Source organism: Pseudomonas piscis (assembly GCF_009380155.1).
Taxonomy (GTDB): Bacteria; Pseudomonadota; Gammaproteobacteria; order Pseudomonadales; family Pseudomonadaceae; genus Aquipseudomonas; species Aquipseudomonas piscis.
On sequence record NZ_WHUV01000001.1, the window covers coordinates 1,029,403 to 1,052,300 of the forward strand.

The 22,898-nt window shown below is 63.4% G+C and carries 25 protein-coding genes; 8 read left to right on the forward strand and 17 right to left on the reverse strand.

Translation table 11 applies throughout. From position 1 onward, the window contains the following. Positions 1 to 28: 28 nt before the first annotated feature. The 4 genes from GDH07_RS04870 to GDH07_RS04885 all read right to left on the reverse strand — a co-directional run bounded on the left by GDH07_RS04870 (position 29) and on the right by GDH07_RS04885 (position 4,808). Entirely contained in the window at positions 29 to 982 is a 954-nt protein-coding gene (locus GDH07_RS04870) for a hypothetical protein (RefSeq protein WP_022642668.1), read from the reverse strand. A gap of 17 nt (positions 983 to 999) precedes the next feature. Further along, positions 1,000 to 2,715, reverse strand: a complete 1,716-nt coding sequence (locus tag GDH07_RS04875) for a proline--tRNA ligase (RefSeq protein ID WP_031321022.1) — start codon at positions 2,713 to 2,715, stop codon at positions 1,000 to 1,002. A 129-nt stretch (positions 2,716 to 2,844) separates the two neighbouring features. Then, complete coding sequence (locus tag GDH07_RS04880) at positions 2,845 to 4,410, reverse strand: AmpG family muropeptide MFS transporter (RefSeq protein WP_152896808.1); 1,566 nt, start codon at positions 4,408 to 4,410, stop codon at positions 2,845 to 2,847. Positions 4,411 to 4,454: 44 nt separating this feature from the next. Next, the gene (locus GDH07_RS04885) at positions 4,455 to 4,808 is read right to left on the reverse strand and encodes an MGMT family protein (RefSeq protein ID WP_343038164.1); all 354 of its coding nucleotides are present in this window, start codon (positions 4,806 to 4,808) and stop codon (positions 4,455 to 4,457) included. 147 nt (positions 4,809 to 4,955) lie between these two features. Between GDH07_RS04885 and GDH07_RS04890 the strand changes: the two genes are divergently transcribed. Further along, positions 4,956 to 5,963 (forward strand): DUF481 domain-containing protein, encoded by a 1,008-nt coding sequence (locus tag GDH07_RS04890; RefSeq protein WP_152896810.1) that lies wholly within the window; start codon positions 4,956 to 4,958, stop codon positions 5,961 to 5,963. Positions 5,964 to 6,058: 95 nt separating this feature from the next. Here GDH07_RS04890 and GDH07_RS04895 read toward each other — a convergent pair whose 3' ends face one another. Beyond that, on the reverse strand, positions 6,059 to 6,268 hold the full coding sequence (locus GDH07_RS04895; RefSeq protein WP_010445013.1) for a cold-shock protein: 210 nt from the start codon (positions 6,266 to 6,268) through the stop codon (positions 6,059 to 6,061). Between the two features lie 351 nt (positions 6,269 to 6,619). Here GDH07_RS04895 and dcd point away from each other — a divergent pair, with 351 nt between their 5' ends. Together dcd and GDH07_RS04905 are read left to right on the forward strand one after the other, a co-directional pair. Then, positions 6,620 to 7,186, forward strand: a complete 567-nt coding sequence (gene dcd, locus GDH07_RS04900; RefSeq protein WP_003258001.1) for a dCTP deaminase — start codon at positions 6,620 to 6,622, stop codon at positions 7,184 to 7,186. 105 nt (positions 7,187 to 7,291) lie between these two features. After that, complete coding sequence (locus GDH07_RS04905; protein WP_022642673.1) at positions 7,292 to 7,504, forward strand: hypothetical protein; 213 nt, start codon at positions 7,292 to 7,294, stop codon at positions 7,502 to 7,504. Between the two features lie 50 nt (positions 7,505 to 7,554). Here GDH07_RS04905 and GDH07_RS04910 read toward each other — a convergent pair whose 3' ends face one another. The 7 genes from GDH07_RS04910 to GDH07_RS04940 all read right to left on the reverse strand — a co-directional run bounded on the left by GDH07_RS04910 (position 7,555) and on the right by GDH07_RS04940 (position 15,251). Further along, on the reverse strand, positions 7,555 to 8,319 hold the full coding sequence (locus tag GDH07_RS04910; protein WP_152896811.1) for an ABC transporter ATP-binding protein: 765 nt from the start codon (positions 8,317 to 8,319) through the stop codon (positions 7,555 to 7,557). A 13-nt stretch (positions 8,320 to 8,332) separates the two neighbouring features. After that, the gene (locus GDH07_RS04915) at positions 8,333 to 9,451 is read right to left on the reverse strand and encodes a succinylglutamate desuccinylase/aspartoacylase family protein (RefSeq protein ID WP_152896812.1); all 1,119 of its coding nucleotides are present in this window, start codon (positions 9,449 to 9,451) and stop codon (positions 8,333 to 8,335) included. A gap of 24 nt (positions 9,452 to 9,475) precedes the next feature. After that, a complete protein-coding gene (locus tag GDH07_RS04920; protein ID WP_152896813.1) occupies positions 9,476 to 10,186 on the reverse strand; it encodes an ABC transporter permease in 711 nt (236 codons plus the stop codon). Then, positions 10,183 to 10,911 carry an ABC transporter permease gene (locus GDH07_RS04925; RefSeq protein ID WP_103324186.1) on the reverse strand — a complete coding sequence of 243 codons (729 nt, stop codon included), beginning with the start codon at positions 10,909 to 10,911 and terminating at the stop codon, positions 10,183 to 10,185. The genes GDH07_RS04920 and GDH07_RS04925 overlap by 4 nt, the downstream gene beginning before the upstream one ends. 56 nt (positions 10,912 to 10,967) lie before the next feature. Then, complete coding sequence (locus tag GDH07_RS04930; RefSeq protein WP_152896814.1) at positions 10,968 to 11,750, reverse strand: transporter substrate-binding domain-containing protein; 783 nt, start codon at positions 11,748 to 11,750, stop codon at positions 10,968 to 10,970. 286 nt (positions 11,751 to 12,036) lie between these two features. Beyond that, positions 12,037 to 14,466, reverse strand: coding sequence for a penicillin acylase family protein (locus GDH07_RS04935; RefSeq protein ID WP_152896815.1), 2,430 nt, complete (start codon positions 14,464 to 14,466; stop codon positions 12,037 to 12,039). Between the two features lie 146 nt (positions 14,467 to 14,612). Further along, on the reverse strand, positions 14,613 to 15,251 hold the full coding sequence (locus GDH07_RS04940) for a glutathione binding-like protein (protein WP_022642681.1): 639 nt from the start codon (positions 15,249 to 15,251) through the stop codon (positions 14,613 to 14,615). Between the two features lie 144 nt (positions 15,252 to 15,395). Between GDH07_RS04940 and GDH07_RS04945 the strand changes: the two genes are divergently transcribed. Further along, positions 15,396 to 15,944, forward strand: a complete 549-nt coding sequence (locus GDH07_RS04945; protein ID WP_152896816.1) for a cysteine hydrolase family protein — start codon at positions 15,396 to 15,398, stop codon at positions 15,942 to 15,944. A gap of 53 nt (positions 15,945 to 15,997) precedes the next feature. Here GDH07_RS04945 and GDH07_RS04950 read toward each other — a convergent pair whose 3' ends face one another. The 4 genes from GDH07_RS04950 to GDH07_RS04965 form a co-directional block, all read right to left on the reverse strand. Continuing rightward, entirely contained in the window at positions 15,998 to 16,192 is a 195-nt protein-coding gene (locus GDH07_RS04950; RefSeq protein WP_031321030.1) for an SEC-C metal-binding domain-containing protein, read from the reverse strand. A gap of 6 nt (positions 16,193 to 16,198) precedes the next feature. Beyond that, entirely contained in the window at positions 16,199 to 16,684 is a 486-nt protein-coding gene (locus GDH07_RS04955; protein ID WP_022642684.1) for an LEA/WHy family protein, read from the reverse strand. Positions 16,685 to 16,750: 66 nt separating this feature from the next. Next, positions 16,751 to 17,227, reverse strand: coding sequence for a YchJ family protein (locus GDH07_RS04960; RefSeq protein WP_152896817.1), 477 nt, complete (start codon positions 17,225 to 17,227; stop codon positions 16,751 to 16,753). 4 nt (positions 17,228 to 17,231) lie between these two features. After that, entirely contained in the window at positions 17,232 to 17,729 is a 498-nt protein-coding gene (locus GDH07_RS04965) for a DUF6231 family protein (RefSeq protein ID WP_022642686.1), read from the reverse strand. A 190-nt stretch (positions 17,730 to 17,919) separates the two neighbouring features. On the opposite strand from GDH07_RS04965, the gene GDH07_RS04970 reads away from it, so the two are divergent. The 3 genes from GDH07_RS04970 to GDH07_RS04980 all read left to right on the forward strand — a co-directional run bounded on the left by GDH07_RS04970 (position 17,920) and on the right by GDH07_RS04980 (position 19,830). Further along, a complete protein-coding gene (locus GDH07_RS04970; RefSeq protein ID WP_152896818.1) occupies positions 17,920 to 18,609 on the forward strand; it encodes a PA1041 family peptidoglycan-binding anchor lipoprotein in 690 nt (229 codons plus the stop codon). A gap of 191 nt (positions 18,610 to 18,800) precedes the next feature. Further along, complete coding sequence (locus GDH07_RS04975; RefSeq protein ID WP_022642688.1) at positions 18,801 to 19,079, forward strand: DUF1145 domain-containing protein; 279 nt, start codon at positions 18,801 to 18,803, stop codon at positions 19,077 to 19,079. Beyond that, complete coding sequence (locus GDH07_RS04980; RefSeq protein ID WP_152896819.1) at positions 19,072 to 19,830, forward strand: collagen-like protein; 759 nt, start codon at positions 19,072 to 19,074, stop codon at positions 19,828 to 19,830. Before GDH07_RS04975 ends, GDH07_RS04980 begins: the two co-directional genes overlap by 8 nt. Before the next feature lie 52 nt (positions 19,831 to 19,882). Here the strand turns inward: GDH07_RS04980 and GDH07_RS04985 are convergent, their stop codons facing one another. After that, positions 19,883 to 20,347, reverse strand: a complete 465-nt coding sequence (locus GDH07_RS04985) for a CopD family protein (RefSeq protein ID WP_152896820.1) — start codon at positions 20,345 to 20,347, stop codon at positions 19,883 to 19,885. A 99-nt stretch (positions 20,348 to 20,446) separates the two neighbouring features. Between GDH07_RS04985 and dinG the strand changes: the two genes are divergently transcribed. Further along, on the forward strand, positions 20,447 to 22,591 hold the full coding sequence (gene dinG / locus GDH07_RS04990; protein ID WP_022642691.1) for an ATP-dependent DNA helicase DinG: 2,145 nt from the start codon (positions 20,447 to 20,449) through the stop codon (positions 22,589 to 22,591). Positions 22,592 to 22,898: the final 307 nt, after the last annotated feature.

Here is a 22,898-nt window from a genome sequence, read left to right on the forward strand (position 1 = left end):
CATGAGCCCATGGTGCCGGTCGGGACAATCAGTTGCTGCCAGGATCCGCCACCAGGCGGCCGGCGTTCTTGGTCAGGGCCTTGAGAAACTCTTTCTGCAATTCCGGATCGTTGCGGGTGAGCTCAATCAGGCTCTGCTCCAGTTCGCTGGCTTCTTCTTCGAGGCCCAGTTGCGACAGGCGCTTGACCCGGTGCACCCACTCACTGACTTCGTCGTCCTCGAGGTCGTCGTAGATCAACGCGTGGGCCTCCACCAGTTTGCTGCGCAGGCCGGGACTGATGCTCAGGGATGAATCGGAGTGCACCTCGTCCTGGGCATCCTCGACACTGATCTGCAGCTTGCCGATGTGCTTGAGGTCCTGCTCGGAAAACGGGTCGTTCAGGAGGTTCAAGCTCAGCACGCCGTTGCGATCGGTACTCAGCTCGTAGGTCTGCTTGCCAGCCTTGACCTGCACCGGGCGTTCGCTCCAGGGCAGGCTCGAATATTCCACGCGCTTGTCGCGCTGGACCTCGTCGATTGCCGCCAGGTTCTGCTGGGCTCGACCATGGGATGGCATGTTCATGAACGGGTTGACCCCGGAGACGCCGTAGCTGAGCCAATCCTTGGTGACGCTATCCGGCAGGTTGCCCAGGGCGAACACGTTGACCACGTTGGCGCCGACACCGGCCACCAGGGCCACCGCGCCCAGCGGAATCTCGTAGATCTCCCGCCAGGGTTGGTAGGGGGTATAGCGGTCGTAGCGGCGTGTAACCTCGAACTCGGTGACCTCGAAGGTTTTCTGCTCGTGGATACGTACCCGTCGTTGCGGCAGCTCAAGCACCTTGGGCTCGCCGACATCGATCTGCAGGCTGTGGTCGAGCAGCTTGCGCTCGACCCGCTCCTCGTGCTCGCTGCGTTGCGACATCTGGTTGGCGCAGCCGCTGACCAAGAGGGCGCCGCACAAGGCGGCGCCACCGAGGCTTAGGGTGTTTCGCTTGAACATGACTTCTCTATCTGGTTTCAGCGACGGATACGGGCTTGGAGGAAGGACAGCACGTCGGCCACTGGCAGCGCTTGCGCCTCGGCTTCGGTACGGCTCTTGTATTCCAGGTTGCCATCGGCCAGGCCGCGGTCACTGACCACGATGCGGTGCGGAATGCCGATTAGCTCCATGTCCGCGAACTTGATGCCCGGGCTGGTCTTCTTGTCGCGATCATCCAGCAGGACCTCGAAACCGGCAGCGGTGAGCTGCTCATAGAGCTTGTCGGTGGCCTCGCGAACCTGTTCGGTTTCATAGCGCAGCGGCACCAGGGCAATCTGGAACGGAGCCAGGGTGTCGCTCCAGATGATGCCTTTCTCGTCGTTGTTCTGCTCGATGGCGGCAGCCACCACGCGAGATACGCCGATACCGTAGCAGCCCATCTCCAGGGTGACCGGCTTGCCGTTCTCGCCCAGCACTTCGCACTTCATCGCCTGGCTGTACTTGCTGCCCAGTTGAAAGATGTGCCCGACTTCGATGCCGCGCTTGATCTCCAGCACGCCCTTGCCGTCCGGGCTCGGGTCGCCGGCGACCACGTTGCGCAGGTCGGCCACGGCTGGAACCGGCAGGTCGCGCTCCCAGTTCACGCCGAAGTAATGCTTGTCGTCGATGTTGGCGCCGACGCCGAAGTCGCTCATCAGGGCCACGGAGCGGTCGATGATGACCGGCAGCGGCAGGTTCACCGGGCCCAGGGAGCCGGCGCCAGCGCCGATGGCTGCACGCAGTTCGGCTTCGGAGGCCATGACCAGCGGGTCGGCGACGCCTGGCTGCTTGGCAGCCTTGATTTCGTTGAGCTCGTGGTCGCCACGGATGATCAGGGCGATCAGCTTGCCCGGCTCTTCGGCGTGCACTACCAGGGTCTTGACGGTCTTTTCGATTGGCAGGCCGTAGCCTTCCACCAGCTGGGCGATGGTCTTGGCGTCAGGGGTATCCACCAGGCGCATGGTTTCGGTCGGCGCCGGGCGCGAGGTTTCGCGAGGCACGGCCTCGGCCTTCTCGATGTTCGCCGCGTAGTCGGAGCCGTTGCTGAAGATGATGTCGTCTTCGCCGGATTCGGCCAGTACGTGGAACTCATGGGAGCCGGCGCCGCCGATGGAGCCGTTGTCCGCTTCCACTGGGCGGAACTTCAGGCCCAGGCGGGTGAAGATGTTGCAGTACGCCTGGTGCATGCGGTCATAGGTGACCTGCAGCGACGCCTGGTCGGCGTGGAAGGAATAGGCGTCCTTCATGATGAACTCGCGACCGCGCATCAGGCCGAAGCGTGGACGGATCTCATCACGGAACTTGGTCTGGATCTGGTACAGGTTCAGCGGCAGCTGCTTGTAGCTGCTCAGCTCGTTGCGGACCAGGTCGGTGATCACTTCTTCGTGGGTCGGGCCTGCGCAGAAGTCGCGATTATGGCGGTCCTTCAGGCGCAGCAGCTCGGGGCCGTACTGTTCCCAGCGACCGGATTCCTGCCACAGCTCGGCCGGTTGGATGCCCGGCATCAACACTTCAAGCGCGCCAGCGGCGTTCATTTCTTCGCGAACGATGGCCTCGACCTTGCGCATCACCCGCAGGCCCATCGGCAGCCAGGTGTACAGGCCGGAAGCCAGTTTGCGGATCATGCCGGCGCGCAGCATCAGCTGGTGGCTGATCACGACCGCGTCGGAAGGCGTTTCTTTTTGTGTGGCGAGCAGATATTGACTGGTACGCATGGTAGGCCGTTATCGGTTGCTTAAGACTAGAAGTGACGGAGCATTGTACGGGCGCGTGCCGCTGGCGTACAGGATTGCGCTCGGCAGGGGCGGGGGCGCTCTGGAAAAGCCCGCAACCCCTGGGAAACGTTAGGATTCTTCGCCGACGGCGTTGTTGCTGGCCGAGGTTTGTTCCTCGGCTTTCGGGCCGGCGCGATGGCTTTCCTGGAACCAGTGCAGGGCAATCAGGATCAGGGTCGGGACACCGAGGATCGCGGTGATGAGGAAGAAGTCGTGATAGCCGAATTTTTCCACCATGACCCCCGAATAGCCGCCGATCAGGCGTGGCAGCAACAGCATGATGGAGCTGAGCAGCGCGTATTGGGTGGCCGAGAACTTCAGGTTGGTCAGGCTCGACAGGTAGGCGACGAACGCCGAGGTGGCCATTCCGGAGCTGAAGTTGTCCAGGGAAATGGTGACGATCAGCATCTTCAGGTTCGGCCCCATGTCGGACAGCATGAGGAACAGCAGGTTGGTGCCGGCGGATGCGGCGCCACCGATGAACAGGATCGGCAGGATGCCGAAGCGCACGATCAGCAGGCCGCCCATGCCGGCGCCGATCAGCGTCATGATCAGGCCGAAGATCTTGCTGACCCCGGCGATCTGGTCCTTGGTGAAGCCCTGGTCGATGTAGAACACGTTGGCCATGACCCCCATGACCGTGTCCGACATGCGGTAGGTAGCGATCAGCCCCAGCAGCAGGAACGCCTGCCAGCGATAGCGCAGGATGAAGTCGTTGACCGGCGTCAGTACCGGCGCCAGGCCGCGGCGGCCCATGGCCGACAGGCACAGTGCGGTGAGGGTGATATAGAGGATGGCACGCAGGAAGGCCCGATCCTCCAATAGCAGGTCCAGCAAGCTGACGTCGTGGAAGATCACGCTGGCGAAGTCGGTGTTGTAGAGCTGGGTGAAGGTGGCTGGCACCGAGACCAGCAACACGATCAGCACGAATACCGAGATCAGTTGGTGGGCGAAGCTGTAGCGCCCCGCCGACAGCTGGGTGCGCAGGGGCACTGCGGGTTCGCGCATGAGCAAGGTGGTGATCAGCGCCGGGATCATCAGCACCCCGAACAGCACGTAGGTGCCGGTCCAGGCCGAATGCTTGTAGCTGAAGCCGGTGGAGCCGAAACCTTCGGCGAAAAACAGCGCGCCGGCGGTGGCCAGCAGCACCGCCACGCGGTAGCCGGACATATAGCTGGCAGCCAAGGCGGCCTGGCGGCTGTCGTCGGCGATCTCCAGGCGGTAGGCGTCGATGGCGATATCCTGGGTGGCCGAGGCGAAGGCCACGATCACGGCAATGGCGATCAGCCAGGACAGGTGTTTCTGTGGATCACAGAAGCCCATGCCGATCAGGCCCAGGATCACCAGCGCCTGGGCCAGGACCAGCCAGGATCGTCGTCGACCCAGCTTGCCCAGCAGCGGCAGGCGCCATTGGTCGAGCAGGGGCGACCACACCCATTTGAAGGCATAGGCCAGGCCGATCAGGCTGGCATAACCGATGGTTTCGCGGGCCACTCCGGCCTCGCGCAACCACACCGAAAGCGTCGAGAACACCAGCATGTAAGGCATGCCGGCAGCGAAACCAAGCAGCAACAGCACGAGCGTCGAGGGGCTGGCATAGGCGGCAAGTGCGGCGCGCCAGGTTTTACGGGGCATGGGCTGGAGTCTGCCTCAAGGATTACGGAAACAAAGCGCGCACTCTAACCGCTGTGCTCTACCGGACGCCAGCCATGGCGCTGAATATCCACCCTGTTGTTCAGGACACTGACTCCTTCGTCGCGCAGCCGTGCCCGTTGTTCATCCCCCGATGGGCTGCCTGCGGGCAGGCTGATGCGACCGCCGGCACCCAGCACTCGGTGCCAGGGCAGGCTGGTGTCGGCAGGCAGCTGGCTGAGGGTACGTCCGACCCAGCGAGCCGCTCGTCCCAGGCCGGCCATTTCCGCCAGTTGGCCGTAGCTGACCACCTTGCCTTCGGGAACCTGGGCCAGGGTCAGGTATAGCGCCGTGCGTCGGATTTGCGCGGGCGTCTGTGGCTCTTCGCTGTGTTCGGTCACATTCGCGGTTCCAGATATAGGTGTTCGTAGTGACTGAAGGCCGATGAGGATTGAACTCATTCGCAATAGTCGGGTCATTCGTGGTCAGGGCCTATTTCAACTGGAATAATGCCGTTTTTTTCGCAATTCCGAGTTTTGTATTTAGCTATGTTGCCTAGAATTCTCGTGTGTTTCGCAATGCTTGGCGCTTCCTTGCCCGTGCTGGCCGATGTCGTGTGGTTGAAGAACGGTGACCGCGTCAGCGGCAAGATCAAGGTATTCGACGGTGGCAAGCTGCTGATCCAGACCGATTATGGCGGGGCTATCTCCATCGACTGGAAGCAGGTCAAGACCCTGGAAAGCGACCAGGAACTGTTGGTCAAGGAAGATGCCTATTCGGGGGAGAGAGCCAAGTCGCTGCGAGCGTCGGAGGAGGGCAAGGTCGTCCTGGCCAATGGCGAGGCGCCCAGGACGGTGGATCTGGCCAGTATCCAGCAGATCATGAAGCCCAAGCCGCTGGTGGAAGACATCGTGTGGAAGGGCAATGTCGACGTGGCCATGGACTACAAGCGGGCCGAGAAGGATACCGACCGCTATGACATCGACCTCAAGACCTCCGCGCGCCATGGCGCCTGGCGACACAACGCCGAGGCCGAATACAACCGCGAGTTCCAGGACAAGGCGGTGACCACCGATAACTGGCAGGCCGAATACGCCCTGGACCGCTTCATTACCCAGCAGTGGTTCTGGCAGGGCCGCTTGACCTACAAGCGCGACAAGGTCGAGGACCTCGAGCAGCAACGGGTGGTGGGTACTGGCCCGGGCTATCAGTTCTGGGACGACGAACTGGGAGCCTTCTCCCTGGGTTCGCTGCTCAACCGTACGGACTACCGGTATGCCGATGGCGGCAAGGACAACTTCTATTCCCTGGCCATGAAGTGGGACTACAACCGTTACCTGATCGGCAAGCGGGTCGAGTTCTTCACTGCTGGCGAAGTGAGCAGGCCGCTGTCCGGGGTGGCTGATTACGCTCTGGATGCCGAACTGGGCTTGCGCTACAAGGTCACCGATTGGGCTTCGCTGAACCTCAAGGCGGAAAAGGACATGATCCGTGGTACCGAAAACAGCGACCTGGACAAGACTCGCTATACCGTGGGCTTTGGCGTGACCTGGTAACCCCGGGCGCGCTCCAGCGGCAGTTGCGGGAAAAACCTTCGGGCACAAAAAAGCCCCGCTGTTGAGGGCGGGGCTTTTTACTGGATCAGTGCAAGTTAGATAACTTGTACTTCTTCAGCTTGCATGCCTTTCTGGCCGCGAGTAGCGACGAAAGAAACCTGCTGGCCTTCTTTCAGGGTTTTGAAGCCGTCAGCCTGGATGGCTTTGAAGTGTACGAACAGGTCGTCACCGGATTGTGGGGTGATGAAGCCGAAGCCTTTCTCATCGTTGAACCACTTAACGGTACCGGTTTGGCGATTAGACATGGTGTATCTCCTTGGACAAAGTTAACTGCGACTCGGGAAAAGCCCGGGCCGAGACTGAGTGCAAAGAGCAGGAAAAATTCTTGAAGATGGTTGGATCGAAATTCAACATCGTGTAGAGATTCTCAGTGACACAAGCAGCACAGTGGCGCCACCTTAAACCTTTTTCCCGAACGTGCCAATGGCCATTGCGAAGGTTTCTCGGTTTTCGTGATCGGTGACCGGCCATCTGTCTTGTAGCCCTTGAAAAACGCGGGATGGAGCGAGAAAAGCAGCCTGGACTTTGAACCCTGCCCCGCGCCCCGGTAAGATGCCGCACAGAATTTTTCACCTCGTTATTTCAGGACTCCCGCCATGAGCATCAAATCGGACAAGTGGATTCGCCGCATGGCGCAAGAGCACGGCATGATCGAACCGTTCGTCGAGCGCCAGGTGCGCGGCGAACAGGACAGCCGGGTCATCTCCTTCGGCGTCTCCAGCTACGGCTACGACGTGCGCTGCGCCGACGAATTCAAGGTGTTCACCAACATCAATTCGGCCACCGTCGACCCGAAGAACTTCGATGCCGGCAGCTTCGTCGACATCAAGAGCGACGTGTGCATCATTCCGCCAAACTCCTTCGCCCTGGCCCGTACCGTCGAGTACTTCCGCATTCCGCGTGACGTGCTGACCATTTGCCTGGGCAAGAGCACCTACGCCCGTTGCGGCATCATCGTCAACGTCACCCCGCTGGAACCCGAGTGGGAAGGCCACGTGACCCTGGAGTTCTCCAACACCACCACCTTGCCGGCGAAGATCTACGCCAACGAAGGCGTGGCGCAGATGCTCTTCCTGCAGTCCGACGAAGAATGCGAAGTGTCCTACAAGGACCGTGGCGGCAAATACCAAGGCCAGCGCGGCGTCACCCTGCCGCGTACCTGATCCCGTTCGTCTGACGAACAGCGGGAATTCCTCGGCGGGCGGACACTCTATTGCAGTGTCCGCCGGCACGCGCAAGGCGTGCCGGGTACAGCCCAGGAGTGCCCCATGAAGATCGATCCCCGAATAAGCGCCACCTTGGCAAGGCTCGAACCCAATCAGGTTGGAGTACTGGCCTGGAGCTTGCTGGCGCATCCTCCTGTCGACATGGCGGGGGGCATCCCCGGCCAGCCAGATCCCGATACCCCACAGCCCGCCGAGCCCAGCGAGCCTGGCGAGCCGACCCTGCCGGACGAGCCGCCACCCGCGCCTGTGGCCTGAGCCGCAGGGCGCCTGGCACCCGCGCCCGCTGAAGCGGCGCGGGCGACGGGCTACTTCAGGTTGCCGCTGAGGAACTGCTTCAGGCGCTCGCTCCTGGGGTTGCCCAGGACCTCTTCGGGCGCACCTTCTTCTTCCACCAGGCCCTTGTGCAGGAACAGCACCTGGCTTGAGACCTTGCGCGCAAAGCTCATCTCGTGGGTCACCATGATCATGGTCCGGCCTTCCTCCGCCAGCCCCTGGATCACCTTGAGCACCTCGCCCACCAGTTCCGGGTCCAGGGCCGAGGTGGGCTCGTCGAACAGCATTACCTCCGGTTCCATGGCCAGCGCCCGGGCGATGGCCACCCGTTGCTGCTGGCCGCCGGAGAGGAAGGCCGGGTACTGGCTGGCGACCCGGGCCGGCAGGCCAACCTTGTCCAGGTAGCGTCTGGCCCGCTCCTCGGCGTCCCTGGTGCTGACCCCTAGTACCCGGCGCGGAGCCATGGTGATGTTCTCCAGTACAGTCATGTGGCTCCACAGGTTGAAATGCTGGAACACCATCGCCAGCCGGGTACGAATGCTCTGCAGCTGCGTGGGGTCGGCCACATGCATGCCGTGGCGGTCCTTGACCATGCGGATCTGCTGGCCATCCAGGCTCATGGCCCCGTCATCCGGGGTCTCGAGGAAGTTGATACAACGCAGGAAGGTGCTCTTGCCCGAGCCGCTGGCGCCGATCAGGCTGATCACGTCGCCAGTTCTGGCCTTGAGGGAAACACCCTTGAGCACTTCATTGTCGCCATAGCATTTATGCAGGCCTTCAACGGTCAATTTGTACATGGGGCATGCATCCTCAAGGCGAAAGTAGATAGCCGCTGCGATAGGCTTCGCGACCGGCGACATGGGCGACCACCATGCCGGCGGTGGCCATGCGGCGCAGCGAGCGGGCATACATCAGCCCGGCGTTGCGGCAATGGATGGGGGTGACTCGGTCGGTGATCGGGTCGATGATCTCGGCCACTTGCTGTCCGGCTTCCAGGTACTGTCCCGGCAGGGCGGTGAACACCAGCAGCCCGCCCAGCGGCGTCGCCACCGGTTCCACTGCGGCCAGTGGCGTGGCTGGAAACGCCAGTTCCGGCAGCTGCGGTGCCTCGCCAGCGATGGCGCCATAGTGGGTCAGGTAGTCCAGCAGGGCCTGGCAATCGCGGCTGGCCAGCGGGTGATTGACGTCGCCCTGGCCGCGCAGCTCGACGGTGACTGCCAAGGTGCCGGTGGGGATCGTGAAGCGCTCGCCAAAACGTTGCTGCAGTTGCCACCAGGGCAGGGTGAAGCACTCATCGAACGACAAACCGCCCGAGTCGGTGGCCAGCAGGCTCGCCTGGGAGCCGATGTAGCGGGCGAGCGGTTCGATCCGTGGCCAGGCCTCGGGGGTGGTGTACAAATGCGCCACGGCCTCGAAGTCGCAATGCAGGTCCAGTACCAGTTCGGCATCGCAGGCCAGCCGTTGCAGGGTCAGGCGCAGGGACTGCAACTGGGTCTCGGGCCGCTGGCGCGCCAGGGCATCGGCCAGGTGTCGGCGGATCAAGTCGAGATTGTGCTGGGGATCCTCATCGAGCAGGTCCTGGATCGCATCGCCCACCTGCAGGCCGAGGTCGGCGAAGCTGCGATTGAAGTTCTGCCCGCTCTCCAGTTCGTAGCGCCCCAGGGGGACGTCCATCAATACCTGCTCCAGGCCGATGGGGTTGGCCACCGGTACCAGGACGATTTCGTGGCGCAGGCGGCCGGCGGCCTCCAGTTGCCCCAGGCGTTGCTTGAGGTGCCAGGCCACTAGCATGCCGGGCATTTCATCGGCGTGCAGCGAAGCCTGGATGTAGATCTTGCGAGCGGCCTGGGCGGGGCCGTAGTGAAAGCTGTGGACCTGCCGCGCAGTGCCCGGCAACGGTGCGAGCAGGTCGTGGATCTCATGGCGCATTGGGTGTTTTTCCTGCTGCAAGTCCTAGTGGGTCGGGCCAAGGAAGGCCAGCCAGCGGCGTTCGGCCAGGCGGAACAGGCCCACCAGGGTGAAGGTCACGCACAGATAGATGAGCGCGGCGATGCCGAACGACTGGAACGTCAGGAAGGTCGCCGAGTTGGCATCACGGGCGATTTTCAGGATGTCGGGAACTGTCGCGGTGAAGGCCACGGTGGTCGAATGCAGCATCAGGATGACTTCGTTGCTGTAGTACGGCAGCGAACGGCGCAGGGCCGAGGGCATGATCACGTAGGCATAGAGCTTCCAGCCGCTCAAACCGTAGGCCTTGGCGGCCTCGACCTCGCCATGAGCCATGCTGCGGATCGCCCCGGCGAAGATCTCCGTGGTGTAGGCGCAGGTGTTCAGGGCGAAGGCCAGGATGGTGCAGTTCATCGCATCGCGAAAGAACGCATCCAGCACCGGCTGGGCGCGGACGGCGGCGATGCTGTAGATCCCGGTGTAGCAGATCAGCAACTGGATATAGAGCGGCGTGCCGCGGAACAGGTAGGTGTAGAACTGCACCGGCCAGCGTACCAGGCGCTTGGGCGAGACCCGGGCGATGGACAGCGGGATCGATACCACGAAGCCGATGGCGATCGAGGCCGTGAGCAGCCACATGGTCATGGCCAGGCCGGTGATGTGGTAGCCGTCGCTGTAGAGGAACGGGCGCCAGTATTCCTGCAGGAGTTCGATCATCGCACGGCCTCCCGGGCACCCGCGGCATAGCGCCGTTCAAGCCGACGCAGGACGAAATTGGAAGCGCTGGTGATCAGCAGGTAGATCAGCGCCGCCAGAACCAGGAAATAGAACAGCTGGTAGGTGCTCTTGCCGGCATCCTGGGCGGCCTTGACCAGATCGGCCAGGCCGATGATCGACACCAGGGCCGTGGCCTTGAGCATCACCATCCAGTTGTTGCCGATGCCCGGCAGGGCGAAGCGCATCATCTGCGGGAAGACCACGAAGCGAAAGCGCTGGCCGCGCTTGAGGCCATAGGCGGTAGCCGCTTCCACCTGGCCCCGGGGCACGGCGAGGATCGCGCCACGGAAGGTCTCGGTGAAATAGGCGCCATAGATGAAGCCCAGGGTGATCACCCCGGCGCTGAAGGGATTGATCTCGATGTATTCCCACTCCATGAAATCGGTGAAGGAAGTCAGCCAGGTTTGCAGGCTGTAGAAGATCAGCAGCATCAGCACCAGGTCCGGCACGCCGCGAATCAAGGTGGTGTAGAGCTGGGCAGGTATGCGTAGCAAGGCAAGGCTGGAGAGTTTGGCGCTGGCGCCGATCAGGCCCAGCAGCACGCTGACCAGCAGCGATAGGACCGACAATTTGACGGTCATCCAGGTACCTTCCAGCAGCAAGGGGCCGAAACCCTTCAAGCTGAACGCGGAAAGCCCCAGGTTTGTTAGGAGTTGTTCGAACATCGATCAGTGACCCGTGACGATAAAAAAGGCGCCCATCGAGGATGGGCGCCGGCAGGTTATTTACCGCTGTAGAGGTTCAGGTCACCGAAGTGTTTTTTCTGGATGGTGGCGTAGGTGCCATCATCGTGTAACGCTTTGATACCTTTATCCAGGAGCGCTTTCAGCTCGTTGTTACCTTTCGAGATACCCACCGCGGTCTTGGCTGGCAGCAGGGGGTCGTCCACCGGTTTGCTGATCTCATAGTCAGCGCCCTGGGGCGACTTGAGGAAGCCCAGTTCGGCTTGCAGCATGTCCTGGATCGATGCGTCCAGGCGCCCGGAAGTCAGGTCGGCATAGACCTGGTCCTGGTTCTGGTAGGCCTGGGTCTTGATCCCGGCCTTGTCCAGCACGGCCTTGGCGTAGGCTTCCTGGATGGTGCCTTGCTCGTAACCGATGGTCTTGCCCTTGAGCGAGGCGGTGTCTTCGCTCAACCCCGAGCCTTTCTTGAATACGAAGGCGGTGGGGCCGGAGAACAGCTCGTTGGAGAAGTCGATCACTTTTTCCCGGGCCGCAGTCACGGTCATGGACGAGATCACGCCATCGAACTTGTTGGCCTTGAGGCCAGGGATCATTCCGTCGAAGTCGCTTTCGACCCATTTGCACTTGACCTTCAGCTCGGCACAGATGGCGTTGCCCAGGTCGATGTCGAAGCCCACCAGGCTGCCGTCGGCGGCCTTGGATTCGAAAGGCGCATACGAAGGATCGACGCCGAAGCGCAGCTCCTTGTATTCCTTGGCCAGCGCCGAGCCGGCGGCCATGCACAGAGCCAGTGCAGAAAGGGTCAGCAATGCTTTTTTCATTATTCAATCCCTAAGAGCCGATATGAGCGCTTGTGGCGCATGAGTGCTGTTACTGCAACGCATAAGACTTAATGAAAGTAGCAATTTCCGAACCAGAGTCCCGAACAGCTGTTTTAAAAGCCAGGGGAGCCTTGGTGAGGCAGCGCTCGCGCTGAAAGAGGGCGGGTGCTCAGCTGGCGCTTAAGGAACAGCGGTGCCAGCCGGGGATGGTTGCGTACAGGGTGCACGTTGTGGGGGCAGGCCCCGCTCGTACTGGGTGCACGAGCGGGGCGCAAGGACGGGGGAGTTACTTGCCCGGGACCAGGGTCAGGCGGGTCTTGCCGTAGCTGCGCTCGAAGTTCTGCGGCTGCATCGGGAAGCTCAGGTACTGGGCCTTGAACCAGCCATCGATGCCATTGGCGTAGTGGGGGCTGGCCGGGTTGCCGGACTGGCCGCTGCTGTTGAGCCCCATCAAGGGCTCGCTGAGGCCGAAGTCGACGATCATGCGCAAGGCCGGGGCGGCGCTGACGGCAAAGTCCTGGCCCCAGCGGTACGGCGCGGCGTTGATGGTGTTGTGGTCGCCGCCGGCCTGCGATGGCCCGCGGATGGCCTTGCCGTCGTTGCCGATCCAGCTGTAGCTGTGCAGCTTGCCCCACTGCCAGGCCTTGCGATCGTTGCCCAGCAGTTGCTCGCCGGACTTGACCGCGGCGGCCAGGCTGCGGGCCAGGATTGCCGGCTTGTCTTCCTTCTGTGGCGTGCGCGGGTCGTCCCAGAACGGGCTGTCTTCCTGGCCCAGCAGGTGGTCGGCCTGGGCCGAGTAGGACAGGCTGCCGTTGGCGACGAAGGCCTGCCAGGAGGCGGCGGATTCCGGGCCCAGCTTGTCGAGGAAGACCTGCCGGGCGCTCTCCTGCAGGAACAGCTCGTACAGTGCCGCATCCGCCGAGCCGGCGCTGAGCTTGCCATCGAACGCCATCAGGCGGCTGTAGGCCTCGCGGGCCCTGGCCCGGTCGGCATCGGGCAGGGTATCGATGGCCTTCTTCAGCGGTTGGGCCATGCCGGGGGCCTCGAACATCTTCTTCAGCTTGGCAGCGAACAGGGTGGTCTGGTCGTATTGCATGGCGATCAGGCTGCGGTTGTCCTGCTTGCCGCTGGAGGCGAGCTGGGCCAGGCGCTCGGCGCGTTCCGGGGCGTCCCAGGAGTTGGACAGCTGCATGCCGTAGCCACGGGAAATCACCCGCTGGTTGGCGATGGCGAGCCAGCCCTGGGCCGGATCCTGGTCGTAGGGGTGCAGCATCGGATCGGCATAGCCGTCCCAGTCATACCGACCCTCCCAGCCAGGGGAGGGCAGCAGGCCTTCGCCTTCACGACGGTTGGGGAAGCGTCCGGTGACCTGCCAGCCGATGTGGCTGGCATCGGCGAACAGCAGGTTCAGGGCGATGGCGCGGATTTCCCGGCTGGCGTCCGAGGCCTTCTCGGCGCTCTGCGCCCGGGACAGGTCGAAGAACGCATCCAGGCTCCGGTCGTCCTTGAGCTCTGGCATCTGCAGTGCCAAGCCCAGGCCGTTGGCCTGGCTGGCGCCCAGGGCGCTGTTGAGCAAGGGGCCGTGGCGGGTTTCGTACACCGCTTCGCGAAGCGGGCGCTGGCCCTTGACGAAGTAGGTCTCGTTGCGCACGGCCACCGGCTGCCATTTGCCGTTGTTCAAGTAGTACAGGGCATTGCCCTGGCGCTTGAGTTTTTCCAGGAACAGGTCCTGGTTGTCGCCTTGCACCGAGCTCAGGCTCCAGGCCACCTTGCCGTTGAAGCCCTGGAGGATCGCCGGCAGGCCGGGGATCGCGGCACCGGCGGCCTGGTACTTGGGCGCGCGCAACTGGACGTAGTGCCAGGCAGCGGCCTGGCTGTCGCTGGCCAGCAGGCTCCGGCCGTTACGGCTGCGCTGGGGCGCGATGGCCAGGTCGCTGCCACCGCTCAGGCCCAGGGTGTTGAGCCGGGCCAACTGGCTGGCGGCGCGGCTGAGTTCGTCCAGGCCGGGGATCTCGAGGTTCAGGCCCTTGAGCTTCTCGGCCTCGGCCAGGGGCAGGGGCTCGTCGGGGTAGCTGGGGGTCAGCCAGGGCAGCTTGTCGCTGCCGACTTTGCGTGCCAGCACCAGGGCGTTGAGCTCTTCGAACAGGTTGGCGGATTGCCCGAAGTTCAGCAGGCAGAAGATCAGCGCCGAATCTTCGGGTTTCCAGTATTCGGGGGTGTAGCCGTAGGCCGCCAGGTCCGGCGGCAGCTTGTCGCGATAGCGGAACAGGTAGGCGTTGACGCCGCGCGCATAGACCTCGAAAAAGCGCTTGATCCGTGGCGAAGAGGCCTTGTACAGCTCGTCGGCGCTTTTCTTCAGGTTCACCGCGCGCATCAGGCGGTCGACGTCCAGGGCTTCGGCGCCGGACATTTCCGCCAGGCGGCCCTGGGCCAGCAGGCGCAGGGTCACCATCTGGCCGATGCGGTCGCCGGCATGGACGTAGCCCAGGCTGAACAGGGCATCGTGGAAGCTGTTGCTCTCGATCAGCGGCACGCCTACGGCGTTGCGGCGTATCGAGACGTTCTGGGCCAGGCCCTTGAGCGGTTGCACACCAGAGGTGGGAGGCAGGCTGTTCTGGGCGTTCCAGGACTGGCAACCGGCCAGGCTCAGGACGCCGGCTACTGCCGCGGCAACGCCGAATCGGGGAAGAACATGTGAGAAGGCTGGCGAGGCCATGGCAAAGCTCCTGCGGGGGGTAGCGTCGATAAAGGCGCTACGTTAGTGAGCAGGCGTGTGCCGCGCAAGCGGGGCGACAGGTATTTATCGCAGGCCCGGACGAAGGCCTGCGCCGCAGGGTTGCAGGAGCGCTTGCGGGGCCCGGTTCAGGCCGGGTTGACCCGTTCCACTAGGGCGTAGGCACGCTCGGTGGCCGGTCGCGCCTTGATGCCGTTGAACCAGCCATGCAGGTGCGGGAAGTCCTCGAGCCTCTGGCTCTGTTTCTTGTAGGAGGCGACCCAGGGGTAGATCGCCATGTCGGCGATGCTGTAGTCGCGGCCGGCGACGAAGGGCCGGTCCGCCAGGCGTCGATCCAGGACACCGTAGAGGCGGGCGGTTTCGTCCACGTAGCGCTTGACGGCGTAGGGGATCCGCTCCGGGGCGGCGTGGGCGAAATGATGGTTCTGCCCGGCCATCGGCCCCAGGCCCCCCATCTGCCAGAACAGCCATTGCAGGGTTTCCTGGCGTCCGCGCAGGTCCTGGGGCAGGAAGCGGCCGGTCTTCTCCGCCAGGTACAACAGGATCGCCCCGGACTCGAACAGCGACAGTGGCGCGCCGCCGTCGGCTGGCTGGTGGTCGACGATGGCCGGGATGCGGTTGTTGGGCGCGATCTTGAGGAACTCGGCCTTGAATTGCTCGCCCAGGCCGATGTTGACCGGGTACAGGTTGTAGGGCAGCCCGGCTTCCTCGAGGAACAGCGAGATCTTGTGGCCGTTGGGGGTGGTCCAGTAGTACAGGTCGATCATGCAGCGCTCCAGGTGGATGTGACTTGTATAGGGACAACGAACCCCGGCATTGGATCGCTCCGCCGCTGTTCGAGGGCTTGCCCGGGATTGTGGGGTAGTGCTGAAGTGGCAGCCTTCGAACGAATGTCCCAAGGACGAGCCTCCATGCCCCTTACCGCTGATACGGCGCTGATCATCATCGACCAGCAACAAGGCATCCTGCACCCCCGATTGGGGCCGCGCAACAATCCCCAGGCCGAGGAGCGCATGCTGCAGTTACTCGCCCACTGGCGTGAGCGCAACTGGCCGGTGGTCCATGTACAGCACCTGTCACGCTCGCCGGACTCGGTGTTCTGGCCCGGTCAGTCCGGGGTGGAGTTCCAGTCGCGATTTCGTCCCCAGGGGCAGGAGAAGCTGGTCCAGAAGCAGGTGCCGGATGCGTTTTGTGGCAACTCCCTGGAAGCGGACCTGCGGGCTGCGGGGATCGGGCAAGTGGTCATCGTCGGCGTGGCTACCCACAACTCGGTGGAGTCCACGGCACGCACGGCCGGTAACCTGGGATTCGTGGTCTGGGTGGTGGCCGATGCCTGCTTCACCTTCGACAAGCCCGACTTTGCCGGACGGCTGCGGACTGCCGAGGAGGTGCATGCCATGTCACTGGCCAATCTGCATGGCGAATACGCCACGGTGGTGAATCTGGCGCAGCTGCTTTAGGCGCTGCAGCGCTTGCCGGCAAGGCCGCCGGCAGGCGTTGTTTCACGGCTGGATCAGGCGCCGTGGCACTTCTTGAACTTCTTGTTGCTGCCACATGGGCAGGGATCGTTGCGGCCGACGTCTTTCAACGCGTTGCGCACCGGCTCCTGGTGGCCGTGGTTGCAATGCGGGCCGTGGACATGGCCATGGTCGTGATGGTCGTGATCGTGGTTGCAGTCAGGGCCATGGACATGGGGTTGCTGGGTCATTGAAGGTCACTCCGGGATAAAATCGCCGGGAATTATCACGCCATTGCGCTTCAGGTGCACGTCTTTGCCGATGAATAATCCCACTTCCAGCTCGCCTTCCAGGCGATAGGGAATCGGCCGGTCGGGCTTGTGCAGGAGTTTCACCAGGTCACGGATCTGCGGCCACAGGTTGGTGCGCACCGGCACCTTGAAATAGCGACTGCTATGGGGTGTGACGGTGAACCAGTGCTCATGCTCGCCATCGCTGAGCAAAAAGCGCTCCAGGTAGACCCGGTAGGTCAGGCGGCGCACGGTCAGGTCTTCGTCGTTGGGATTGTCCACCCGCAAGTGCAGGGTGAAGCGCTGCTCCAGCAAGTTGGCCTTGACCACCTCGACCTTGACCAGGTGCACCTCGGGATCGATGTCTTCGTCGGCGAACCACGACACGCAACCGGACAGGCCCAACATCCCGAGCAGGCAGAGAATTGGTAGCAGGCGCAGCTCACCGATCATTGCAAGGCTCCCTGTGGTCTCCCCTGTATCCATCCTGGATCGGGGCTGATCGTGGCGGACGAGGGCTCAGCGGCTGAGGTAGCCCGCGCAGCACTTCTTGTATTTCTGCCCGCTGCCGCAGGGGCAGGCATCGTTGCGCGAGGCCTTGAGCTGTACCGTGGGGTCGATGAAGTACCAGCGTCCCTGGTTCTGCACGAACGACGAGCGTTCGCGATGGCTGTGCTCGCCCTGGCTGTCGTGCCAGCGGGCGGTGAAGGTGACGAAGGCATGCTCGGGCTGGCCGCCGAATACCTCCGAGTTTTCCACCTGCAAGCCCAGCCAGGTGCTCTGGGCGCTCCAGTCGCTGATGGATTGGCGATCCAGCCCTGCCTGTTGGGCCGGCAGGGTGGTGGCTACCAGGTAGTCCACCTGCCCCAGCACATAGGCGCTGTAGCGCGAGCGCATCAGGGCCTCGGCGCAGGGTGCGGGATGGCCGGCATGGTAATGGCCGCAGCAGGCGTCCAGCAGGTTGCCGCTGCCGCAGGGACAGATCGAAGCGCTCATCGTGTTACCACCAGTACTTTCCAAAATTTTCCGGGTTCGCCCAGAAGCGTGAATTGAGCCAATCGGGCACTTGCTTGTATTCAAGCAGATCGTAGGTAAACAGCGTCAGCACCTGTTGCTCCCGCTGGAAGCGCTCGCCGGCTTGCAGGGCCAGGGAGAAGAAGTCGGTTTCCTGCCAGCCGCAGGCGGCCAGGTCGGCCAGCACGGCGATGCGGCTGGCGTTGAGGTTGCGGATGCCTCCAAGCAGGTTCTGGCCCTCGCGCTTGGGCAGGTGCTCCAGGCAATCCACCACCAGGGCCAGGTCGAAACGCTGCGCGGCCAGGTCGGCGGGCAAGGGCCCGGGGGCGGCCTGGGCCACTTCGGTGGCCGGATGGGCGGCCTTGAACGCGGCCAGGGCAGGAAAGTCGCTGGCGCCGATCAACAGCAGCCTTTGCGGTGCATAACGGTCCAGCAAGGCAGCCAGTGCCTGCTGCGGGGTACGGGCAGAAATACCGACGCTCATCATCGCTCCTCGATCAGAGCGTCCAAGACTAGCTTGCCGGCATCCGCGGGCCTAGAGCGGTTCTTCATTTATTCGCAAGCCCCCCGTGTTTACGGGGCGAAACAGGCGCTGGCGGTTTGCTGGCGCGGGCCTTCGGCCGGGTCTTTACTCCGTGAATCGGCCCTCGAGCCGATCCCTCAGGAGAAATCAGATGAGCATCATTCGTACGGCAGTACCCCTGGTTCTGTTGACCGGTGTGTTGACTGGTTGTGCAGGTTTGCAAAAAACCGACTGGCCGATCTGCGCCGCGGTAGGCGGCGTCACCGGCGCGGCGCTGGGCGCCACCGAAAGCTCGGCGTGGGCGGGCGGTGGCGCACTGGTTGTCGGTGGCTTGGCGGGCGCCTATTGCTGGGTGCATGGCGATGGCGACGAGGATGGCGATGGCGTTCCGGACAGCCGTGACAAGTGCCCGCATACGCCCAAGGGCGTGCAGGTCGATGCCAGCGGCTGCCCACTGCCTCCTCCCGTGGTGGAAGAAGTCGTGGTGGTCAAGGAAGAAACCATCGTCGTGCGCGATGTGCACTTCCACTTCGACTCGGCCAAGCTGACCGAGGCCGACAAGGCCAAGCTCAACACCATAGTGACTCGCCTGAAGCAAGAGTCTGCCTCGGCACAACTACGGGTGACGGGGCATACCGACAGCGTCGGCAAGGCGGCCTACAACCAGAAACTCTCGGATAAACGCGCTCACTCGGTGGTGGAGTACTTGATCCAGAGCGGTATTCCCCGTGCCAGCTTCGTCTCGGTGACCGGCGCCGGAGCCAGCCAACCCGTGGCGGACAACAAGACCACAGAAGGACGGGCCATGAACCGTCGCACGGAAATCCAGATCAATCGTTGAGTAGACACGCCCGGCGCGGCCCGAGGTGCCGCGCCGAGGCGTCCAAGCGTGGCATGGGGGAGGCGGGCGCAGCGATCCTCGTCGATCCGGTCGCTAACGCACTGTTGTGGGAAGAATTTTCGTCTCCCTCTGGCTTATCCCGGTAATAAGTCGTTACTGTGCGCGCAAAGAAGAACTTACAAGGGGGGCATATGAAGGTCTTATGGGGGCTGGGGAAGTTTCTGACCCTGCTGTTTTGGCTGGTTGTGTTGATCAACCTGGCCAGGCCGTTGATCAATCCACTGCACTTGCTGGTCAACCTGGCGGGTAGCCTGTTGCTGCTGACCCATCTGTTGGAGCTGGTGCTGTTCAACGGCAGCCTCAAGGGCCGTGCCCATCCTTGGCGTGATCGCCTGCAAATCCTGCTGGTAGGTATTTTCCATCTGCAGACCCTTCCAGCCCCCGTTATCGTCGAGGCCGATCATGCGTAAGCTTTGCCCGCTGCTCCTGTTCTTCAGCCCCCTGGTCCTGGCCCAGGAGGTCAGGGTCGAAACCAATTCCTTCATGCGCTTGCCCAATGCCACCAGCAGCCTGGTCCTGGAACGCTTGGACGTGGCCGACTTCGCTACCTTGCTGGTGCCAGCCAATGTCACTGAACTCAAGGTCGAGGACCTGCACCTGGGGCGCGAGGCGCGGATCGCCATAGTGCCCACCGGGCAGAGCCTGCATCTGGTGATCCAGCGGGCACAATTGGACGAGGGCAGTCAGTTCACCTCCCGGGGGGCGCCGGGGACCTATGAAAAGACCGCCAAGCCCGGTCGCAACCTGAACCTGCGGATCGAGTCGCTACAGGCCCAGGAGTTGTCGGTGGATGCCCGGGGTGGCACCGGGGCGCCGGGTTATGTCGGCCTGGATGGAGCCAATGGTGATGAACCAGGCTGCACCTGGGGCCAGGCCGGACGTGGTGCCGATGGGGACAATGGCGGCAATGGCCACCCGGGTGCGGCGGGTGGCCAGGTACGCCTGGAGCTGCCGCGGGATTTCCCCGACGAGCAGATCAAGGTCTGGGTCGATGGCGGTGCCGGCGGTTTGGCCGGGGCCGGTGGCAAGCCGGGCGCGGGCGGTAAATCCAAGGGCTGCCTGGTCTACCGGGCCGACGGTGGCAAGGGCGGACGTCCCGGTGCCCAGGGCGAACCGGGTCCGGAAGGCGTGGCGGGCTCGCTGACCGTGCAGCGTCTTTAACCGGCTTTGCCAGGTGTCATGCCGATCGCCCGCTCCTGCGGGCGATCGCGTTTCAGAGGCTCGGTCGGGCAGCCGCCAGGGCCACCAGCAGCAGGCCGATGATCAGGTTGATACCCACCAGGCGGCGGATCCGCCCGAGCACCGCGGCACCGGCCGGCCAGTCCTGGGCCGCCACCGTCTGGCGCAACTCCGGCAGTTGCAGCGACTGGATACGGATGAACAGCGCGGTCATCACCAGGTATACGCCCATCATGATCTGCACATAGCGCGGTGCGGTTTCAAAGCCGTTGAACCGCAGGTGCAGCAGGCCGATGCCGCTGATCGGCAAGATCACCACTGCCGCCCAGACCCAGGCGAAGAACCGCGGGAACACCTGGGCCCACAGCTGGAGCCGCTGGGGCCCCTCCAGGGCCACCACGGCGGCGGGCCGCAGGACCATCCAGGCGAAGAACATGCCGCCGACCCAGACCAGGGCGGCCAGGACGTGCAGGCTGTAGGCGAGGGCGAAAGCGGTCATTCGGGTACTCCGTTCTGCGCAGGATGAATTAGCGGGGTATGATAGCGGCCGATTCGAACCACTGAAAATTTATCCAGCGTTTTGTGCGCCTGAAGAACCATGATCAGCAACGAACTCAAAACCACGATCCAGGGCGCCTACTCGCGTTTTCTCGAAGCCAAGAGCCTCAAGCCGCGTTATGGCCAGCGCCTGATGATCGCCGAGGTGGCCAAGGTCCTGGGTGACGTCGATACCGACGACGAGGGCCGGCGCAGCGGCGATCCGGCGGTGGTCGCGGTAGAGGCCGGCACCGGTACCGGCAAGACCGTGGCCTACAGCCTGGCGGCGATCCCCACGGCCAAGGCCGCCGGCAAGCGCCTGGTGATCGCCACCGCCACCGTCGCCCTGCAGGAGCAGATCGTCTACAAGGACCTGCCCGACCTGATGCGCAACAGCGGCTTGAACTTCAGCTTCGCCCTGGCCAAGGGGCGCGGGCGCTATATGTGCCTGTCCAAGCTCGACATGCTCCTGCAGGAAGGCCACGCGCAGACCGCCACCGCCCAGCTGTTCGAAGAAGAAGGCTTCAAGATCGAGGTGGACGAGGCCAGCCAGAAGCTGTTCACCAGCATGATCGAGAAACTGGCCGGCAATAAATGGGACGGCGACCGCGACAGCTGGCCCAACGCCCTGGAAGACGCCGACTGGGCGCGCCTGACCACCGACCACAGCCAGTGCACCAACCGCCATTGCCCCAACTTCGGCCAGTGCGCCTTCTACAAGGCCCGGGAAGGCATGGGCAAGGTCGACGTGATCGTCACCAACCACGACATGGTCCTGGCCGACCTGGCCCTGGGCGGCGGTGCGGTGCTGCCCGACCCGCGCGATACCCTCTATGTGTTCGACGAAGGCCATCACCTGCCGGACAAGGCCATCGGCCACTTCGCCCACTACACCAGGTTGCGCTCCACCGCCGACTGGCTGGAGCAGACCGCCAAGAACCTCACCAAGCTCCTGGCCCAGCACCCGCTGCCGGGCGACCTGGGGCGGCTGATCGAGCAGGTGCCGGAGCTGGCGCGGGAGATCAAGACCCAGCAACAGTTCATGTTCACCGCCTGCGAGCAGATCGCCGATTTCAAGACCGGTGAAGACATGGAAGGCCGCGAGCGGCCGCGCCATCGTTTTGTCGGCGGGCTGATTCCCGATCACATGCGCGAGATGGGCATCGAGCTGAAGAAAGGCTTCTCGCGGCTGACCGACCTCTTCACTCGCCTGACCGACCTGCTCAAGGAAGGCATGGATGGCGAGGTCAACATCGGCATCGCCAGCAACCAGGCCGAGGAGTGGTACCCGCTGTTCGGCAGCCTGCTGGCCAGAGCCTCGGGCAACTGGGAACTGTGGACGGCCTTCACCGTCGAGGACCCGGAGGACAACCCGCCCATGGCCCGCTGGTTGACCCTGGCCGAGAGCGGCTCGCTGTTCGATATCGAGGTCAACGCCAGCCCGATCCTGGCTGCGGAAATGCTGCGCCGCAATTTGTGGAACGTGGCCTACGGCGCCCTCGTGACCTCGGCGACCCTGACCGCCCTGGGCACTTTCGACCGCTTCCGCATGCGTGCCGGCTTGCCGAAGAAGGCCGTCACCGCTGTGGTCCCCAGCCCGTTCCACCATGCCGACGCCGGCGTGCTGCGGGTTCCCGACCTGCGGGCCGACCCACGGGATGCCGCGGCCCATACCGCAGCGATCATCCGCGACCTGCCGGAACTGGTGGAAGGCTCCCGGGGCAGCCTGGTGCTGTTCTCTTCGCGCAAGCAGATGCAGGACGTGTTCGACGGCCTGGATCGCGACTGGCGCAAGCAGGTGTTCATCCAGGGCAACCTGTCCAAGCAGGAGACCCTCAACAAGCACAAGGCCCGGGTCGATGGTGGTGATTCCAGTGTGCTGTTCGGTCTGGCCAGCTTCGCCGAAGGGGTGGACTTGCCTGGCGCCTATTGCGAGCACGTGGTGATCGCCAAGATCCCGTTCTCGGTTCCGGACGATCCGGTGGAGGCTGCGCTGGCGGAGTGGATCGAGGCCCGGGGCGGCAACCCGTTCATGGAAATCTCGGTGCCGGATGCCTCCCTCAAGCTGGTCCAGGCTTGCGGCCGGCTGCTGCGTACCGAGCAAGACCGCGGCACCATCACCTTGTTGGATCGGCGCCTGGTCACCCAGCGCTATGGCAAGGCGATCCTCAATGCCCTGCCGCCTTTTCGCCGGGAAATATCTTAGTCGGCCGTTGAAAAACTACCTGCGTTGCCATCGCTGCGTTAAAAACAGGCTGGTGCGCCAGCCCGGTCAAAACGTTCATTTACCACTCGTGAACTGCGCTTTTTCGCCTGTTTTTGCCTTGCGCTGGCTGCCTTGCCTAGGTTTTTCAACGGCCTGTTCGGCCGGCCCGCGCCGCGATGCGCCGGGCAGGCGAGCACGCCGCCCGGCGACGGTTTGGGTATCCACGTCGCCCAAGGTCTTTTCACGGGTTTACCGAGCAGGGCTGCACCTTTGCGCACCCTGCTGTCTATTTCACTTCAATGCTTGA

Bases quoted from the DNA above. Each gene is read 5' to 3' on its own strand.
- GDH07_RS04870 (WP_022642668.1), bottom strand. From the start codon at position 982: ATGTTCAAGCGAAACACCCTAAGCCTCGGTGGCGCCGCCTTGTGCGGC.
- GDH07_RS04875 (WP_031321022.1), bottom strand. From the start codon at position 2,715: ATGCGTACCAGTCAATATCTGCTCGCCACACAAAAAGAAACGCCTTCC.
- GDH07_RS04880 (WP_152896808.1), bottom strand. From the start codon at position 4,410: ATGCCCCGTAAAACCTGGCGCGCCGCACTTGCCGCCTATGCCAGCCCC.
- GDH07_RS04890 (WP_152896810.1), top strand. From the start codon at position 4,956: ATGTTGCCTAGAATTCTCGTGTGTTTCGCAATGCTTGGCGCTTCCTTG.
- GDH07_RS04895 (WP_010445013.1), bottom strand. From the start codon at position 6,268: ATGTCTAATCGCCAAACCGGTACCGTTAAGTGGTTCAACGATGAGAAA.
- dcd (WP_003258001.1), top strand. From the start codon at position 6,620: ATGAGCATCAAATCGGACAAGTGGATTCGCCGCATGGCGCAAGAGCAC.
- GDH07_RS04905 (WP_022642673.1), top strand. From the start codon at position 7,292: ATGAAGATCGATCCCCGAATAAGCGCCACCTTGGCAAGGCTCGAACCC.
- GDH07_RS04910 (WP_152896811.1), bottom strand. From the start codon at position 8,319: ATGTACAAATTGACCGTTGAAGGCCTGCATAAATGCTATGGCGACAAT.
- GDH07_RS04915 (WP_152896812.1), bottom strand. From the start codon at position 9,451: ATGCGCCATGAGATCCACGACCTGCTCGCACCGTTGCCGGGCACTGCG.
- GDH07_RS04920 (WP_152896813.1), bottom strand. From the start codon at position 10,186: ATGATCGAACTCCTGCAGGAATACTGGCGCCCGTTCCTCTACAGCGAC.
- GDH07_RS04925 (WP_103324186.1), bottom strand. From the start codon at position 10,911: ATGTTCGAACAACTCCTAACAAACCTGGGGCTTTCCGCGTTCAGCTTG.
- GDH07_RS04930 (WP_152896814.1), bottom strand. From the start codon at position 11,750: ATGAAAAAAGCATTGCTGACCCTTTCTGCACTGGCTCTGTGCATGGCC.
- GDH07_RS04935 (WP_152896815.1), bottom strand. From the start codon at position 14,466: ATGGCCTCGCCAGCCTTCTCACATGTTCTTCCCCGATTCGGCGTTGCC.
- GDH07_RS04940 (WP_022642681.1), bottom strand. From the start codon at position 15,251: ATGATCGACCTGTACTACTGGACCACCCCCAACGGCCACAAGATCTCG.
- GDH07_RS04945 (WP_152896816.1), top strand. From the start codon at position 15,396: ATGCCCCTTACCGCTGATACGGCGCTGATCATCATCGACCAGCAACAA.
- GDH07_RS04950 (WP_031321030.1), bottom strand. From the start codon at position 16,192: ATGACCCAGCAACCCCATGTCCATGGCCCTGACTGCAACCACGATCAC.
- GDH07_RS04955 (WP_022642684.1), bottom strand. From the start codon at position 16,684: ATGATCGGTGAGCTGCGCCTGCTACCAATTCTCTGCCTGCTCGGGATG.
- GDH07_RS04960 (WP_152896817.1), bottom strand. From the start codon at position 17,227: ATGAGCGCTTCGATCTGTCCCTGCGGCAGCGGCAACCTGCTGGACGCC.
- GDH07_RS04965 (WP_022642686.1), bottom strand. From the start codon at position 17,729: ATGAGCGTCGGTATTTCTGCCCGTACCCCGCAGCAGGCACTGGCTGCC.
- GDH07_RS04970 (WP_152896818.1), top strand. From the start codon at position 17,920: ATGAGCATCATTCGTACGGCAGTACCCCTGGTTCTGTTGACCGGTGTG.
- GDH07_RS04975 (WP_022642688.1), top strand. From the start codon at position 18,801: ATGAAGGTCTTATGGGGGCTGGGGAAGTTTCTGACCCTGCTGTTTTGG.
- GDH07_RS04980 (WP_152896819.1), top strand. From the start codon at position 19,072: ATGCGTAAGCTTTGCCCGCTGCTCCTGTTCTTCAGCCCCCTGGTCCTG.
- GDH07_RS04985 (WP_152896820.1), bottom strand. From the start codon at position 20,347: ATGACCGCTTTCGCCCTCGCCTACAGCCTGCACGTCCTGGCCGCCCTG.
- dinG (WP_022642691.1), top strand. From the start codon at position 20,447: ATGATCAGCAACGAACTCAAAACCACGATCCAGGGCGCCTACTCGCGT.